Genomic DNA, 16567 nt, shown 5'->3' with positions numbered 1-16567 from the left:
GGCCCCGGCAAACGTGACAGGGGTGGCTCGATTTATTACCGCTCGCGGAAGGCCTCGTGGCGCAGCTTGATCACCGGCTTGACCAGAAACTCCATGATCGAGCGGGTGCCGGTGTGGATTTCCACCGTGGCCTGCATGCCGGCGCTGATCAGCCGCTTGGCGGTCTCGTCGCCGATATAGGCGCGGTCGGTCTGCACCACCACCCGGTAATAGGGCTGGGCATTGGGGGTCTGGGGCACGGTGGTGTCGGGTGCCACCAGGATCACGTCGCCGTCCAGCCCGCCATAGGTGGTGTAGTCGTAGGCGCTGATCTTCACCGTGGCCCGCTGGCCGGTCTGGACATAGCCGCGGTCCATGGGGTTGAGCTTGGCATCCACCTGAAGGCGCTCGTGCAGCGGTACGATCTCCATGATGGGGTCGCCGGGGCGCACCACGCCGCCGATGGTGTTGGACCGCATGTTCTTGACGATGCCGTCGATGGGGCTGCTGATCAGGGTGCGGCGCTGCTGGTCGGTGGCCTGGATGAACAGCTCGCGGGTCCGTGCGATGTTCAGCTCGGCCTCGGACATCTCGCTTTGGGCGGTGCGCTGGAAGCGGGCCAGTTCCTCGCTGACCCTGCCCTTGGCTTCCTGCTGGGCGGCCTCGGCGCGGGGGATGGAGGCGCGCACCGAGTCCAGCTGTCCCTTCAGATCCTCCACCTGGGCCTGAATCTGGACATGGTCCATCTTGGAGGCCAGGCCGGATTTGATCAGGTCGGTGGACATGGCCAGCCGCTCCTGGGACAGGCGCAGGCTGGTGGCGATGGAGCGGGACTTGGTCTCGTATTCCTGGACCTCCAGCCCCTTCTGCCGCACCTGATCGCGCAGCACGGTGAGGGTGGCGTTGAGGGCCTGGCGCCGGGCCTCGAACGAGCGGCGCTCGGATTCCACCAGTCCCGGCTGGCGCTTGGCTTCCTCCTCGGGGAAGACCACCGGCTTGTCGTGCAGTTCGGCCTCCAGGCGGGCGCGCTGCAGGATATAGCCGTCCATGCGGGCCTGCAGTTCCTCCTTGTTCAGCGAACTGACCGGCAGGTCCAGCAGGATCAGCGGCGCACCCTCCTTCACCTCGGAACCGTCGGTGGCCATGATCTCGCGGACGACGCCGCCCTCCAGGTGCTGGATGACCTTGACCTTGCCCTCGGGGACGATCTCGCCCTCGGCGATGGCCACCTCGTCCAGATGGGCGACGAAGGCCCAGACGATGAAGATGGCGGTCAGGCTCATCACCGCCCGGGCCAAGGGGCGCCAGGTGGGCAGCGGATAGGAATTGGCCAGGGAGTACAGCCGCGAGCCGAATTCGGGGGCGTGGTAGTCCTGCAGCGGCGCCGGCCCGATGGGATTGAGCGACGGCAGGAACCAGTCGCGGGTGCCGGTCAGCAGGCGGCGCGGCCAGGCCAGCAGGCCCTTGGGTGCGTCCTCGGGCTTTTCCGGCGCGGCCATCAGCCAGCACAGGGTCTTCCAGAAGGTCTTAAGGCCGCCGGCGATGGATTGCATGGCCGTGGGAGGCGGTCCCTTCTGGGCGCCGGGCGGGCCGCCGCCGCCCATCATGGCGGCCATGGCCTGCATCATCTGCTCTTGGCTCATCTGCGGGCCTGCGCCGGCTTGGTTTGCCTGCGGGCCTTCGCCCAGTTGGCTTGTTTGCGGGCCTGCGCCCGCGGGGGCGGGTGGCGGCGGGGCGCCGGGAATGGCCTGCCCGGCCGGGACCTGGACCGGGGTGATCTGGCCCAGGGACTGGGGCGGGGGCGGCGGGGCGGGGGGCTGGCTCACGACACGCCTCCCACGCCGATGCGCACGCCGCCGCCCAGGGGCGCCGCCGGCTGCGACACCACATGCGGGGCCGGCTGCGGCGCCGATTGCGGGTGCGGCGGTTGGGCTGGAGGCTGCTGGGGCGGCCTTGCGCCGAACAGGCGTTGCAGCGTCTCGGCGGCGGGGCCGGCGGCGGCGACACAGCCCTTGTCCAGCACCACCACGTCGCGGCAGATGGGCAGCAGCACCGGCGAATGGGTGACGATGATCACCGTGCGGGTCTTGCCTAGTTCGGCCAGGGTGGTGCGCAGGTCCTCCTCGGCCTGGCGGTCCAGGCTGGCCGAGGGCTCGTCCAGCAGCAGCACCGGCGGGTTGCCCAGCAGGGCGCGGGCGATGGCGATGCGCTGGCGCTGGCCCGCCGACAGCCTGGACCCGGCCTCACCGATCGAGGTGCCGTAGCCGTCGGGCAGGTCGATGATGTACTGGTGCACGCCGGCCACCTTGGCCGCTTCCAGGATGTCCTCGTCGCTGGCGCCGGGCGCGCCGTAGACGATGTTGTCGCGGATCGAGGCGTTGAACAGCACGCATTCCTGCGGCACATAGCCCATCCAGCCGGCCAGTTCCGCCCGGGTGAACTGGGCGATGTCGGCGCCGTCGAGCAATACGCGGCCCTTGGCCGGATGATAGAGGCCGAGGATGATCTTCAGCAGCGTGGTCTTGCCCGAGCCATTGCGGCCCAGCACGGCGGTGATGCCGCCGGGATGGATCTCCAGCCGGTCGATGGAGGCCGCCGCCTGCGACTTCTGGTCATAGGCGAAGGAAATGTCCTCCAGGGTGATCAGGCCGCTGGGGCGCTCGCGCTCGATGGCGCTGTGGCGGCGCTCCTCGGACTCGGCGAAGACCTCGCCCAGGCGGTCCACGGACTGGCGGAACGAGGAAAAGCTCTTCCACGCCCCCACCAGCTGGTTGATGGGGCCGTAAAGTCGCGACGACAGCATGTTGCAGGCCACCAGGGCGCCCATGGTCAGGTCGTGGTCCATGATGAACACCGCGCCCACCGTGGTCAGCGCCACGCTGCCCAGCATGGTCAGCATCTGGCCCAGATTGACGTATTCATCGTTGACGGCGCCGCGCTGGATGGACTGCTCGATGGCGCCGGCCTGCTTCTCCTCCCAGATGGGGCGGATGGCGCGGTCCAGGGCCACGGCCTTGACCGTGGCGCGGCCGGCGATGATCTCGGCCACCAGCCCGTCGCGGGCCTGCTGCACATTCTTTTCCTTGCCGGTGCTTTCCTTCATGGCGCCGCCTGAGCGCCAGGCCAGCACCAGGAAGGCCACGAACAGCACGACGAACACCAGGGCCAGGGGACGGCCGATGATGAAGATCACCCCCAGGAAGATCAGCACGAAGGGCAGGTCGGTGAGCAGCACCGCCGTCGAGCCCGACACCGTGTTGCGGATGGAATCCACGTCGCGGAACAGGGTCTGCCAGAACGAGGCCGGGCGGCTCTCCAGGGTGCGCAGCGGCAGGTGCATGATCTTGTCGAACAGCTTGGTGCCGATTTCCACGTCGATGCGCAGCGCCGCCGTCTGCATGATCCGCCCGCGCGAGGTGCGGATGATCCAGTCGAAAGCCATCAGCACGCCGACGCCGATCACCAGGCCCTTCAGGGTCGCGGTGCCGTTATGGCCGATCACCCGGTCGTAGACCTGCATCACGAAAATAGGAACGGCCAGCGCCATCAGGTTGATGAACAGCGAGGCGGCCAGCAGTTCGCGCATCACGGGGCGCAAGGGCTCGATGACGGTCTTCAGCCAGGATGTCTTTTCTGTGCTCATGGCCGCCGATTGTCGCCTGCCGGGGCCGGGATGCAAAGGGAAAGAATTCGGGATGCAACCAGCGTAGGTAAAAGCTCATATATATGGATTTCGCATTCCACTTTTTGGTAAGGTCCCCTTGATGAAGGTCAACGGCGGCCATTTCCGTGTGTCGGAGGGGCATGGCCGCCGTTGGACCTGGAATTTCTGACGGGGGAGACGGAAATGAGGATCGGTAAGCGGTTGTGGTTGGGCTTCGGCATTTTGTGCACCCTGATCGCGGTGGTGACCGGCACCATCATTTTCGAGGCCCTGGGCGTCAACAAGGCCGCTGACCGCATGATCGGCCTGCGCATGCCGGTGGCCCAGACCAGCGCCGGCATCGAGGGGCACATGTATGCCTCCCTGGCGGCGCTGCGCGGCTATCTGCTGACCGGCAAGGATGCCTTCAAGGCCGAGCGCGCCGAGGCCTGGGGTGATCTCGACGTTCTGATCGCCGACATGGACAAGCTGGCGCTCCGTTTCACCAACTCCGCCAACCAGCAGGCCTGGAAGGATGCCCGGACGCTGCTGCTGGAACTCAAGGCCGCCCAGGCCAAGGCCGAGGGGCTGGGCCAGGGTGAGGAAGCGATCAAGGTCCTGGTGACCGAGGCCGTGCCCCGCGTCACCCGGCTGGTGACCGTGTTCTCGGGCGAAAAGGCGGCGGACGGCAAGCGCTCCGGGGGAATGATCGACAACCAGAAGCGGATGCTGGAGACCGACGCCACCGAGGTCGAGGGGCTGGTCAACACCATGATCACCGTGGCGGTGGGCGCCCTCATCGCCGGTCTGCTCATCGCCCTGGTCACCGCGCTGCGCACCGCCGCGTCCATCGTGCCGCCGCTGGTGGCCATGACCGGCGCCATGGACAGCCTGTCCAAGGGCGACACCTCTGTGGCGATTCCCGCCGCCAGCACCGCCGACGAGGTCGGCGAAATGGCCGCCGCCATGGAAGTCTTCCGCGCCAACCTGATTCACCAGCGCGAGTTGGAGGAAAAGCAGAAGCAGGCCGACGAGGCCGCCCGCCAGCGGGCCTTGCGCATCGCCAGCCTGACCACCACCTTCGATAACGCCGCCAGCGCCATGGTGCAGCAGGTGGCCGCCGCCGCCGGTCAGCTGCAGGCCACCGCCGGCGCCATGAGCGCCACCGCCCAACAGACCAGCCATCAGGCCACCTCGGTGGCCGCCGCGTCCGAGGAGGCTTCGGTCAACGTCCAGACCGTGGCCGCCGCCGCCGAGGAATTGTCGGGCTCCATCAACGAAATCGGCCGCCAGGTGGCCCATTCCTCGGCCATCTCGCAAGATGCGGTGGGCGAGGCCACCAAAGCCGCCGATGTGGTCAACGAACTGGCCGACACCGCCCAGAAGATCGGCGAGGTGGTCAGCCTGATCACCGACATCGCGTCGCAGACCAACCTTCTGGCGCTGAATGCCACCATCGAGGCGGCACGGGCCGGCGAGGCGGGCAAGGGCTTCGCCGTGGTCGCCAACGAGGTCAAGAACCTCGCCAACCAGACGGCGCGGGCCACCGACGATATCGGCCGCCAGATCGCCGCCATCCAGGATCAGACCCAGCGGGTGGTCGACACCATCGGCGCCATCGTCAAGGTCATCGAGGAGATCGGCCATATTTCCGGCGACGTGGCCGCCTCGGTGGAGGAGCAAAGCGCCGCCACCCAGGAAATCGCCCGCAACGTGGAACAGGCGGCGGCCGGCACCGCCGAGGTCTCGGGCAACGTGGTCCAGGTCCAGGACGCCGCCGACCAGACCGGCACCTCGTCGCGGGAGGTCCTGGAGGCCTCGCGCACCCTGGCCGAGCAATCGGGAAACCTGCGTTCTACCATCGAGGCATTCCTTAAGGACGTGCGGGCCGCCTGAACCACGGCCGTAAGTCAGCCTCGACGCCGGAGGCCCGCTCGGGTATGAAGGGGCCTCGGCCTGGGAGGGCTGGGGCCTGGGAGGGCCGATCGCGGTTTCCGGCGGGGGATGATGAAGACCTGTGTCGCCATTCGCCATGTGGCGTTCGAGGACCTGGGCAGCTTTCAGGCGCCGCTGGAGGCCGCCGGCTATGCCATCCGCTATGCCGAGGCGGGCCTCGATGACCTGGCCGCCCTCTCGGAGGCGTCCACGGACCTGCTGGTGGTCCTGGGCGGCCCCATCGGCGCCTACGAGGACGGCAACTACCCCTTTCTGGCCCCTGAGCTGCGGCTGATCGAGGCGCGGCTGCGGGCCGGGCGTCCCACCATCGGCATCTGCCTGGGAGCCCAACTGATGGCGCGCGCCCTGGGCGCCCGCGTCTATTCCAACAACGGCGTCAAGGAAATCGGCTGGTCGGCCCTGGATCTGACCGGGGCGGGGCTGACGTCGCCCCTGGCGTCCCTGGACGGCGTTCCGGTGCTGCACTGGCACGGCGACACCTTCGACCTGCCCGAGGGCGCCGCGCTGCTGGCCTCCACCGCCGTCACCCGCAACCAGGCGTTTTCCTGGGGCAAGGCCGCTCTGGGCCTGCAATTTCATGTGGAGGCCACCGGGGCAGGGCTGGAGCGCTGGTATATCGGCCATGCCTGTGAGATCGGCTCGGTGCCGGGCCTGTCGGTGCCTCGATTGCGCGCCGACGCGGCCCGTCACGCCGCCGGGCTGGAATTGGTCGCCCCGAAGGTGCTGAGTGCGTTTTTGTCTGATATGATGTAACCGGCGTCGCCTCGGGTTCCCGCCTGTTCAGGGCGGATGAAGCGATGTATAGTCCGCCGAAAGGGGCATAGAGAAGACAGCCGTGGACCAGAAGCTCAACGAAGAAGACGTCAAGCGCCTGCTCTCCAATCCGACCGGGGACGTGCGGGCTGAGATCGCCGACAAGATCGCTTCCCAGCACCAGGGGTTGAGCGATGGCGAGCGCAAGCTGGCCGAGGACATCTTCCGCCTCATGGTCCGCGATGCCGAGGTCCGCGTGCGCGAGGCCCTGGCCCGCCAGCTCAAGGAGAACCCGACGGTTCCCCACGACGTGGCCATGTCGCTGGCCCGGGACGTGGAAGACGTGTCCCTGCCCATGCTGCAGTTCTCCGACGTCCTCACCGACGAGGATCTGATCGAGATCGTTCGCAGCCAGAGCCCGGAAAAGCAGGTCGCCGTCGCCGGCCGCCACCATGTCTCGGCCACCCTGGCCGACGCCCTGGTGGACAGCGGCAACGAGACCGCCGTGGCCACCCTGGTGTCCAACGAAGGCGCCGACCTGAATGAAGACACGCTGAACCGCGTGGTCGACCGCTATGGCGAGTCCGAGCAGGTGGGCAAGTCCATGGTGGAGCGGAAGGTTCTGCCCATCACCGTGGCCGAGCGCCTGATGACCAAGGTCTCGGAGAACCTGCGCCAGCACCTGATGGCCCGTCCCGACCTGACGCCCGAAGCCGCCGCCGCCATGATGATCCAGGCGCGTGAACTGGCGGTTCTGGGCCTGTCCAATTCCGAAAGCGACGTGGCCCAGCTGGTGGGCCACCTGTACAATGTCGGCCGTCTGACGCCGTCCATCATGCTGCGCTCGGTGTGCATGGGCGACATGACCTTCTTCGAGGTGGCCATCGCCAAGCTGGCCAAGATCAAGGTGGAGAATTGCCGCACCCTGATCCATGACGCCGGCAAGCGCGGCTTCGAGGCCCTGTTCGAGAAGGCGGGCCTGCCCAAGGCGTTCTACGCCGCCATGCGCGCCGCCATCGACGTGTCCTACGAAATGGAATACGACGGCGGGCCCAACGACCGCGAACGCTTCTCGCGCCGCATGATCGAGCGCATTCTCACCCAGTACGGTGACCTGGGCGTGGAATTCGAGAACGACGACCTGGAATATCTGCTGTCCAAGATGAATCAATTGCCGGCCACCATGCTCGGCGAGTGACGTCGGGACCATTCACAAGGGGAATACCATGTCCGGCAGCGCGAAGCCCGCGGCCAAGCCGCTCGACAAGGACGCGGCCAACCGCAAGGAAATCATCGCCACCATCAAGGGGCCGGTGACCGCCCGGGTCACCCAGCTGATCCCCGCGCTGGCGGCGTTTCCCAATCCCTATGCCGCCGTGCTGGCCACCCCGGACCTGCTTTACGCCTGCATGCAGCTGGTCAAGACCAAGCGCGAGCAGTTCCAGGACCTGCTGATCGACCGGAATGGCGACCCGGTCACCACCGATGACGGCATGCTGCGCTGCGAGCGCTCGCTCAATCAGGTGATTTCCATGGTGGTGCGCTCCGGCGCCAAGGCCTATGCGGAAAAGCGCTTCGGCACCGCCGACAAGCCCGCCGCGCCGGTGGCTCCCAAGAAGGAGCCCAAGACCCTGCTGGAGAAGATCCAGTCCCTGGTGTCGGGCAAGTGGGGCGACATGGAAGTCCCCAAGTCGTCACCCACCCAGGCCGACCAGTTCTATGGTGCCATCAAGGATTACCTGGACTACGACTGGCAGGTGCCGCTGATCCCCTGCTTCGCCGAACTGCCGGTCAAGCTGATCCGCGAGATGGGCCTGGGCGTCACCACGCTGCGCACGCCGGAGGGCATCGCCGCCCTGGCCGATATCGGCCGCCACTCCATGGATTCGGCCAAGCGCATCCTGTCGGACGCCATGATGCGCGAAATGCTCGATACCCAGCCCCTCGCCGCCAAGGGCGTCGCTTTCCTGGGCAAGGACCGCTACGACTACCTGCACGGCACCGTCTACGACAAGATGGGCGAGAAATTCTGGGAAATGTGCGTCGATTGCGACCGTCTGGAAGCCATGGAGGTCCAGAACGCCAAGGACCTGGAGCAGTTGGCCAGCCACCTGCACATCCTGTCGGGCGAGGCCATCAACCAGATCGTGCGCTTCCTCAATTACTCGCAGATTCCGATCTTCCTGGAAATCGGCACGGAAAAGCTGGGCGAGGAAAAGTTCACCGAGATCTTCGGCGTGCCCGGCAACAAGAAGCTGATCAAGATCTTCTGCGAGAAGATCAAGCTGTGGAAGCTGGACCAGGAAGATCCGGATTCCGATCTGCGCGCCAAGCTGCCCGACGTGTTCGGGGCCTATCTGCGCGCCCCCGCCGACTTCGAAAAGGGGTTGTAGGCCTTCGGGCCGGGGCGGGGGAGGTCTTCGGCCCGCCGCCACGACGCCGGCACCGTTGCTACGGCCGGTTGGCGGGCAAGCGCATCAGTCCGAACCAGTATTCCAGAATGCCCTGGATGGCCTCGAACAGGGCATCCACATCCACCGGCTTGGTCACAAAACCCGAGGCGCCGCTGTGATAGGCGGCGGCCACGTCGCGCTCGGCGTCCGAGGTGGTCAGCACCACCACCGGAAGGTCCTTGAGATCCGCATCGGCCTTCATCTCCGCCAGAACCTCGTGCCCGCTTTTGCGCGGCATGTTGAGGTCGAGCAGGATCAGGTCGGGAAGGGACGAAGCCCCTTCCTTGGCAAGCGCGCGCAGGCGCTTCATGGCTTCGACCCCATCGGGAATATGCTCGATGATACAGGTGAAGCGGCTGCCGGCGAAGGCGGCCTTGACCAGCCCCGCGTCGCCGGGGTCATCCTCTACCAGCATGACCTTGAATTGCTGATCGCTCGCGTCGGTCACGTTCACTCCCATGGCGCATCTGCGGCCCACACCGGCGTGGACGGAAGGACGATGGAGAAGACGCTTCCCTGTCCGACCACGGAGCGGACCCGAATGGTTCCGCCCAGATGTTCCACCATCTTCTTGGCGATTGCCAGCCCCATTCCCGTGCCGGGATGGGATGAACGCGCATGCAGGCGCTGGAACACGCCGAATATACGTTCGAAATAGATCTCCTCAATGCCAATTCCGTTGTCGGCCACCTCGATATACTGGAAGGCGCCGTCCGTACGGCTGGATACCTTGATGACCGGCACGCGATCATCCGCGCGGTATTCGATGGCATTGGCGATCAGGGAGCGGAAGACTTCGCTCAGCCGGTGGTGATCGGCCCATACGACGGGCAGGGTCTCGGCTTCGATGGTGGCGCCGCTTTGTTCGATGACCCGTTTCAGCTTGCGCCGGGCGATGGCCAGCGCCTCGTCGGCTTCGAGCTGGCGTTTGGGCAGGGGGGCATTGCCCTCGCCCAGATAGATCTGCACGTCGTGCAGCAGGGCTTTCATCAGCCGGGCGGCGGCCCCCAGACTGGACAGCCATCCCCGTTGCTCGGGGGTCAACTGGTCGGCCATGCCCCTCTCGACCAATTGGCTGAACGAGAGGATGGAACGCAGGGGTTCTTGCAGGTCGTGGGCGACGATGAAGGAAAAGCGCTCCAGCTCCCGGTTGGCGTTGGACAATTCGCGGGTGCGCCGTTCCACCAACTGCTCCAGGGTGACCCGCCGGCGCAGCGCCGCCCAGGTCAGGCTCAGCAGGCCGATGCCAAGAATCAGCAGGCCGAATTGCAGGGCCTTGACCTCGGCGCCTTCCGCCGAGGCCTGGGCCCAGCCGGTCTTCGGCGCCATGGCGAATTCCCAATATCCTTCCGGCAGGTCGACGCGGACCAGGACGGGGCGCATGGCAAAGATCCCCGGGTCGCCTCCCACCAGGGTGCCGGCGGCGGTGCGCAGGCCCCAGGCATACTTGTCCTGGGCGCCGATCCGGCTGGAGTCCAGCAAGGTGGAGATGTTGAAGATCATCCCCACCGCCCCCCAGGGACGGCCGTCGACGAACACCGCGTGCCGAGCCGCCAGGCCCAGGCCGCCCTGGATCATCTCCACCGGTTCGTGTACCGCCAGCCCCCGGGTCTGAATGGCGCGGTTGACCGCATCGGCAAAGCCCGGCCGTTTGTCCTCCAGCAGGTGGTTCCCGATGACCTTCAGATTGCCGGCATCCGTGGGATAGACCATCCGCACCACAAAATCGGGCGCCACCGAGATATTGCGGATGCCGGGCACCTGTTGGTAGTAGGCGGCCGCGAAGAACGGGAAGTCCTTTTCAATTTCGCCCGGCTTGACCGCCACGAAGGCGGCCAGACCACGGACCTGGGCCAGGCGCTGGCTGAGGGCGTTCCCCAAGGCCCCGGACGCACTGGCCGCCAGGGCCGAGACCTGACCACGCAACTGGGTTTCCCGGTAATCGCCATAGATGGCCACGATCCAGGCGGAAAGCCCCAGCCAGGCCGCCGCCACCAGCACCATGGTGGTTGCGATCCGGTTCCAGCCGCGGTCGGGCGCGGCCGGCACGTGCGGGTCCTTTGGGGTATCGAAGGGCATGCTCTTTCCATCAGGCCCAAGTCTAGGGGATATGGCGACGACACTAGCGCATTCCCAGGGTGGGGGACACGTTCATTTATGGCCGAGGTATTGGGTCTTGACGGAACTCCCCTTTTTCGGGCAGGCTGGCCACCATGAGAAAGATGACCGCCGTCCTGCTGCTGCTAGCCACCCTGGAATCGTAAGTTCGGTTCCGGGTTTTCGTGGTTTCAGCCTTCGGGTCGGGTTCGCTGCAATGTCTTTCTCCTCCTCCGCCTTCTCCTTGGTTTCCGCTCCGGCTTTCGCCGGTCTGCTGCTGCTGCGACTAACCTGCGGTCGCCGGGGCTAAGGTCATTCGCGGCCGCCCGGCGGCCGGAAAGACCGGGTCGCGCTCCCCATATCAGCAGTCAGACCATAAGGAGGACCAGGCCATGATGCCTGCCGCCAGCACCAAGTACCGCGCCTATCCCGCCATCCGCCTCGCCCAGCGCCGCTGGCCCGATGCCACCATCACCCGCCCGCCGGTATGGTGCAGCGTCGATTTGCGCGACGGCAATCAGGCGCTGATCGATCCCATGGGCTCGGAGCGCAAGATGGCCCTGTGGCAGACCCTGATCGGCATGGGCTTCAAGGAGATCGAGGTGGGCTTTCCCGCCGCGTCGCAGACCGATTTCGACTTCGTGCGCCTGCTGATCGAGGGCGGGCATATTCCCGAGGACGTCACCATCCAGGTGCTGGTCCAGTCGCGCGACGAGTTGATCCGCCGTACCTTCGAGGCGCTGGCCGGTGCCAGGCGGGTGATCGTCCACATGTACAACTCCACCTCCGAGGCGCAGCGGCGCATCGTGTTCGGCATCGACCGCCAGGGCTGCATCGACCTCGCCCTGTCCGGGGTCAGGCTGGTGCGCGAGCTGTCCGCCGCCCGGCCGGAAGGCGAGGTGGTGTTCCAGTATTCGCCCGAAAGCTTCACCGGCACCGAGCCGGACTTCGCCATGGACATCGTCGAGAAGGTGGCCGAGGCCTGGGGCGCCACGCCCGAGCGCAAGATGATCTGCAACCTGCCGGCCACGGTGGAGATGTCGACCCCCAACATCTACGCCGACGTCATCGAATGGTTCTGTGCCCATGTGAAGAACCGCGACTCCCTCATCGTTTCGGTCCATCCCCATAATGACCGGGGCACCGGCGTGGCGGCGGCGGAACTGGCGGTGATGGCCGGCGCCGACCGGGTGGAGGGCACCCTGTTCGGCAATGGCGAGCGCACCGGCAATGTGGACGTGGTCACCCTGGCGCTCAACCTCTATACCCAGGGCGTCGATCCCGCCCTTGACCTGTCGGACATCGACACGGTGCGGCGCACGGCGGAACAATGCACGGGGCTGCCCGTCCATCCCCGCCACCCCTATGCGGGCGAACTGGTCTATACCGCCTTTTCCGGCTCGCACCAGGACGCCATCAAGAAGGGCTTCTCCGCCCGCAAGAAGGCCAACGACCCGGTGTGGGAGGTTCCGTACCTTCCCATCGATCCGGCCGATGTGGGGCGCAGCTACGAGGCGGTGATCCGCATCAACAGCCAGTCGGGCAAGGGCGGTATCGCCGCCGTGCTGGAGCGCGACCACGGGCTGGAGATCCCCCGGCCGCTGCAGATCGACTTCGCCCGGGTGGTGCAGGCCATGGCAGACAAGGTGGGCCGCGAGCTGGATTCGGGTGAGATCATGGCCGCCTTTTCCCAGACCTATCTCAAGGACTGGCCGCTGGAACTGGTGGATTACGAGACCCATTCCGAAGGACGCGGCGCCACGCGGATGCTGAGCGCCACCATCCGCGACAAGGGCGTGGAAAAGCGCATCGAAGGCCGGGGTAACGGCCCGCTTGACGCCTTCATCCATGCCCTGGAAACCGGCCTCGGCCGCAAGGTCAAGGTGCGGGACTACCACGAGCACGCCCTGGGCTCGGGCTCGGAGGCTCAGGCTGCCTGCTATGTGGAAATCGCCGGCGAGGGCGGAGGCTCGGTCCACGGCGCCGCCCTGGATTCCTCCATCACCATGGCCTCGCTGAAGGCGGTGGTCAGCGCGCTGAACCGGGCGGCATGAAAATACGGCGGGGTGGTGTGAAATAATCCGCCCCGCCGATTTATGTAAGACGTAAATGGATTTTACAAATTATTCATATACCAAAAGTATGTAAAATATGTTGACTTCCCGCCCGGTCCATTGCCACTCTTGGCCGTATCGCGAAGCAGGGTAGCTGCCTTACCGTGTGCCGCGCATTGAGATGGAGGAAGCCATGGCCGGTCGGTTGCGCATCGGGGTCAAGATCCAGCTTCTGGTGGGCGTCATGGCCGTGGTGGCGGTGGTGATCGCCGCCCTGGGCCAGTGGGCCATCAGCAGCTATGATTCCCGGACCGATGCCATCCTCGACGCGTCGCGCCGGGCCGCCTTCGGGCAGAAGGCCGGAAGCGCCATCTACGCCATCGTCATGGATTCGCGCGGCGTCTACATGGCGCGCAACGCCGACGAGGTGCGGAAATTCGCCGAGCCCATGGCCAAGAGCCTCGACGCCTTCGAGAAAATGGCCGCTGAGTGGCGGGGCGTGGTGCCCGCGGAGCAGACTGCCGAGTTCGCCAAGCTGAACAAGGAACTGGTCGACTTCATCCGCTTTCGCCGCGAACTGATCCGTCTCGGCCTGGAACAGGGGGCACCGGCGGCCCGGGTGTTCGGCGACAATGATGCCAACCGCTCGAACCGGCAGAAGCTGGGCAAGCTGGTGGACGAGTATTCCGCCATGGCCGACCGCGAGGTTGACGAAAACCACCTGGCCATGGACGCCTTCGCCGGCCAACTGAAGATCGGCCTGCTGTTGGGCGCCCTGACCGCGCTGCTGGGCGGCGGGATCGTCACCCTGATCATGGTCCGCCGGTCGGTGTCGGGACCGCTGGGCCGGGTGGCGGCGGCCACCCACCGCATGGCGGCGGGCTATCTCGACGAGCCGGTGGCCGATGCCGAACGCGGCGATGAAGCCGGCGAGATCGCCAGGGCGCTGCAGGTGTTCCGCGACACCATGCGCCGCACCCGCGAACTGGAAGCGGCCGCCCTGGCCGAGCAGCGCCGCCGCGCCGAACGGGCGGAATATCTGGAACGGCGGACCGCCGAATTCGATCGCACCGTCCAGTCGCTGCTGGGCGACGTGGGCGAGGTGGTGCGCACCGTCTCCACCACCGCCGATAATCTTCACCGCAACGTGGACGATGCCGGGCATGAAAGCGCCTCGGTGGCGGTGGCCGCCGCCCAATCCTGCGCCAATGTGCAGGAAGTGGCCTCGGCCACCGGGCAATTGCGCTCGTCGAGCATGGGCATCGCCGAACGCGTCCGCGAGACCACCGCCATCGTGCGCGAGACCGTGGACGTCATGGAGGGGGCCGGGGCCACCATGGCCTCCCTGGACGACGGGGCCAAGCGCATCGGCGAGGTGGTCAGCCTGATCAACGACATCGCCGCCCAGACCAATCTGCTGGCGTTGAACGCCACCATCGAGGCGGCGCGGGCCGGCGAGGCGGGCAAGGGCTTTGCCGTGGTGGCGGGCGAGGTCAAGAATCTCGCCAACCAGACGGCGCGGGCCACCGACGAGATCGGCCGGCAGGTCGCCGCCATGCAGGACACGGTCGCCCAGGTGGTCGCCACCAATCATCGGGTGGCCGAATCCATCGGCCGCATTGAATCCGTGGCCGGAGCGGTGGCCTCGGCGGCGGTGGAGCAGGGGCACGTCACCGACGCCATCGTGCAGAACGTGCAGGAAGCGGCCCAGGGCGGCCGCTCGGTCACCGACAGCATCTCGAAGGTGTCCCGCCAGGTGGAGGCGGGAGGCGCCATGGCCGGAGACCTGGCCCACATGGCCCATTCCCTGGCGGACCGGGCCCAGTCGCTGCGGGCGGCGGTCACCGGCTTCCTGGTGGACGCCAAGACCGTCTGACAGCGGTTCGACACGGGCGTTCTTGCCGCTATACTCCCCGGGACCAATGGGGAGTGATCGCGTGCACGGGTCCGAAGCGCTGTTCGATGTCTTGTCGCTGCTGCTGGCGGCGGTGGTGCTGGTGCCGCTGTTCCAGCGGTTCGGCATCCCCTCGGTGCTGGCCTATCTGGCGGCGGGCGTGGCGCTGGGTCCCTATACCCCCGGCCCGGTGGTCGACCTGGAGGTCACCCGGCCGCTGGCCGAATTCGGGGTGGTGTTCCTGCTGTTCGCCATCGGCATGGAATTGCCGCTGTCGCGTCTTCGGACCATGCGCCGCTATATCCTGGGGCTGGGCCTGGCCCAGGTGGTGGTCACCGCCCTGGCCATCGGCGGCATCAGCCATGCCCTCGGCCTGGGCAGCAGTGCCGCCCTGATCATCGGGCTGACCCTGGCGTTCTCCTCCACCGCCACGGTGCTGGCCATCCTGGTGGAGCGCGGCGAGGCGGTGGACCATCACGGCCGCATCGCCGTGGCCGTGCTGATCTTCCAGGATCTGGCGGTGGTGCCGGTGCTGGTGCTGCTGCCCCTGCTGGCGGGGCAGGAGCGGCACATGGCCGAGGCCCTGGCCCTGGCCGGGGGCAAGGTGGCGCTGGTCATGGCCGCCATCTTCGTGGTCGGGCGCTTCCTGCTGCGTCCCGTCTACCGGTTCATCGCCACTGCCCGCAATCCCGAGGTGTTTACCGCCGCCAACCTGCTGTTGGTCCTGGCCGTGGCCTGGGTGACCGGCGAGGCCGGCATGTCCATGGCCCTGGGCGCCTTCCTGGCCGGGCTGCTGCTGGCCGATTCCCGCTATCGCCATCAGGTGGAAGCCGATATCGAGCCGTTTCGCGGCCTGCTGCTGGGCCTGTTCTTCATGACCGTGGGCATGTCCATCAACCTGCCCCTGGTGGCCGACCGGCTTGGGCTGGTCCTTGGCCTGACCCTGGGCACGGTGGCTGTCAAGGCGGTGGTGCTGATCGGCCTGTGCCGTCTGATGAAGGTGGGGCTGGCCGACGGACTGCGGGTGGGGTTCCTGCTGGCCCAGGGCGGCGAGTTCGCGTTCGTGGTGTTCGGCCGTGCCCTCGAACTGAAGCTTCTCGACGGCGGGCTGGGCCAGTCCCTGCTGGCCAGCGTGGCCCTGTCCATGTTGCTGACCCCCGCCCTGGCGGCGCTGGGGCGGCGCTGGTCCCAGGGACTGGCGCCGCAAGCCAGCGGCGAACCGATCCCCGAGACGGCGCGCCATCTGGCCGACCATGTGATCATCGCCGGCTATGGCCGGGTGGGCCGCGCCATCGGCAGGCTGCTGGCCGAGCACGGCATTTCCTTCATCGCCCTCGACATGGATGTGGACCGGGTGGCCAAGGCGCGCGAGGACGGCATTCCCGTCTATTACGGCGATGCCGGCCGCACCGGCATCCTGCGCTCGGTGGGCATCGACCGGGCGCGGGCGGCGGTGATCACCGTCAACGAGGCCCGCCAGGCCGAGCGCGCCATCGGGTGCATCCGGCAGGCGGCGCCCCATCTGCCCATCGTGGCCCGGGCCCGCGACCGCGCCCAGGAACAGCTTCTGGGCGATATCGGCGCCACCGCCGTCATTCCCGAGACGGTGGAGGCCAGCCTGCAGATGGCCGGCGCGGTGCTGCGCTCGGCGGGAATCGACGAGGACGCGGTGGAGCGCAGCCTGAAGGGCTATCGCCGCCGGCGCTATGGCCGGGCGACGGAGTGAGGTCGGCGGGCT

11 protein-coding genes are annotated in these 16567 nt (G+C 67.1%); 7 read left to right on the top strand and 4 right to left on the bottom strand.

Going from position 1 to position 16567, the window contains the following annotated elements; all coding sequences use genetic code 11:
- Window positions 1–35 precede the first annotated feature (35 nt).
- Both AMB_RS17590 and AMB_RS17585 read right to left on the bottom strand, forming a co-directional pair.
- Window positions 36–1805, bottom strand: coding sequence for an HlyD family type I secretion periplasmic adaptor subunit (locus AMB_RS17590; RefSeq protein WP_011385836.1), 1770 nt, complete (start codon window positions 1803–1805; stop codon window positions 36–38).
- Complete coding sequence (locus AMB_RS17585) at window positions 1802–3622, bottom strand: peptidase domain-containing ABC transporter (RefSeq protein ID WP_011385835.1); 1821 nt, start codon at window positions 3620–3622, stop codon at window positions 1802–1804. The genes AMB_RS17590 and AMB_RS17585 overlap by 4 nt, the downstream gene beginning before the upstream one ends.
- Before the next feature lie 204 nt (window positions 3623–3826).
- On the opposite strand from AMB_RS17585, the gene AMB_RS17580 reads away from it, so the two are divergent.
- From AMB_RS17580 to AMB_RS17565, 4 genes are all read left to right on the top strand, one after another.
- On the top strand, window positions 3827–5518 hold the full coding sequence (locus tag AMB_RS17580) for a methyl-accepting chemotaxis protein (protein WP_043746917.1): 1692 nt from the start codon (window positions 3827–3829) through the stop codon (window positions 5516–5518).
- A 111-nt stretch (window positions 5519–5629) separates the two neighbouring features.
- On the top strand, window positions 5630–6331 hold the full coding sequence (locus AMB_RS17575) for a glutamine amidotransferase (RefSeq protein ID WP_011385833.1): 702 nt from the start codon (window positions 5630–5632) through the stop codon (window positions 6329–6331).
- A gap of 82 nt (window positions 6332–6413) precedes the next feature.
- On the top strand, window positions 6414–7529 hold the full coding sequence (locus tag AMB_RS17570) for a DUF2336 domain-containing protein (RefSeq protein WP_011385832.1): 1116 nt from the start codon (window positions 6414–6416) through the stop codon (window positions 7527–7529).
- A 28-nt stretch (window positions 7530–7557) separates the two neighbouring features.
- Window positions 7558–8724 carry a hypothetical protein gene (locus tag AMB_RS17565; protein WP_011385831.1) on the top strand — a complete coding sequence of 389 codons (1167 nt, stop codon included), beginning with the start codon at window positions 7558–7560 and terminating at the stop codon, window positions 8722–8724.
- Window positions 8725–8782: 58 nt separating this feature from the next.
- On the opposite strand, the gene AMB_RS17560 is transcribed toward AMB_RS17565, so the two are convergent.
- Together AMB_RS17560 and AMB_RS17555 are read right to left on the bottom strand one after the other, a co-directional pair.
- Entirely contained in the window at window positions 8783–9232 is a 450-nt protein-coding gene (locus AMB_RS17560; RefSeq protein ID WP_011385830.1) for a response regulator, read from the bottom strand.
- A 2-nt stretch (window positions 9233–9234) separates the two neighbouring features.
- Window positions 9235–10863, bottom strand: coding sequence for an ATP-binding protein (locus tag AMB_RS17555; protein ID WP_011385829.1), 1629 nt, complete (start codon window positions 10861–10863; stop codon window positions 9235–9237).
- 410 nt (window positions 10864–11273) lie between these two features.
- On the opposite strand from AMB_RS17555, the gene leuA reads away from it, so the two are divergent.
- The 3 genes from leuA to AMB_RS17540 all read left to right on the top strand — a co-directional run bounded on the left by leuA (window position 11274) and on the right by AMB_RS17540 (window position 16555).
- A complete protein-coding gene (gene leuA, locus AMB_RS17550) occupies window positions 11274–12935 on the top strand; it encodes a 2-isopropylmalate synthase (protein ID WP_011385828.1) in 1662 nt (553 codons plus the stop codon).
- A 193-nt stretch (window positions 12936–13128) separates the two neighbouring features.
- A complete protein-coding gene (locus AMB_RS17545) occupies window positions 13129–14811 on the top strand; it encodes a methyl-accepting chemotaxis protein (protein WP_011385827.1) in 1683 nt (560 codons plus the stop codon).
- A gap of 46 nt (window positions 14812–14857) precedes the next feature.
- Window positions 14858–16555, top strand: coding sequence for a monovalent cation:proton antiporter-2 (CPA2) family protein (locus AMB_RS17540; RefSeq protein WP_043745041.1), 1698 nt, complete (start codon window positions 14858–14860; stop codon window positions 16553–16555).
- Window positions 16556–16567: the final 12 nt, after the last annotated feature.

The organism is Paramagnetospirillum magneticum AMB-1, from assembly GCF_000009985.1.
GTDB classification, from domain to species: Bacteria; Pseudomonadota; Alphaproteobacteria; order Rhodospirillales; family Magnetospirillaceae; genus Phaeospirillum; species Phaeospirillum magneticum.
Note: the sequence above shows the minus strand (reverse complement) of the source record. Positions and strands in the feature narration are given on the sequence as shown.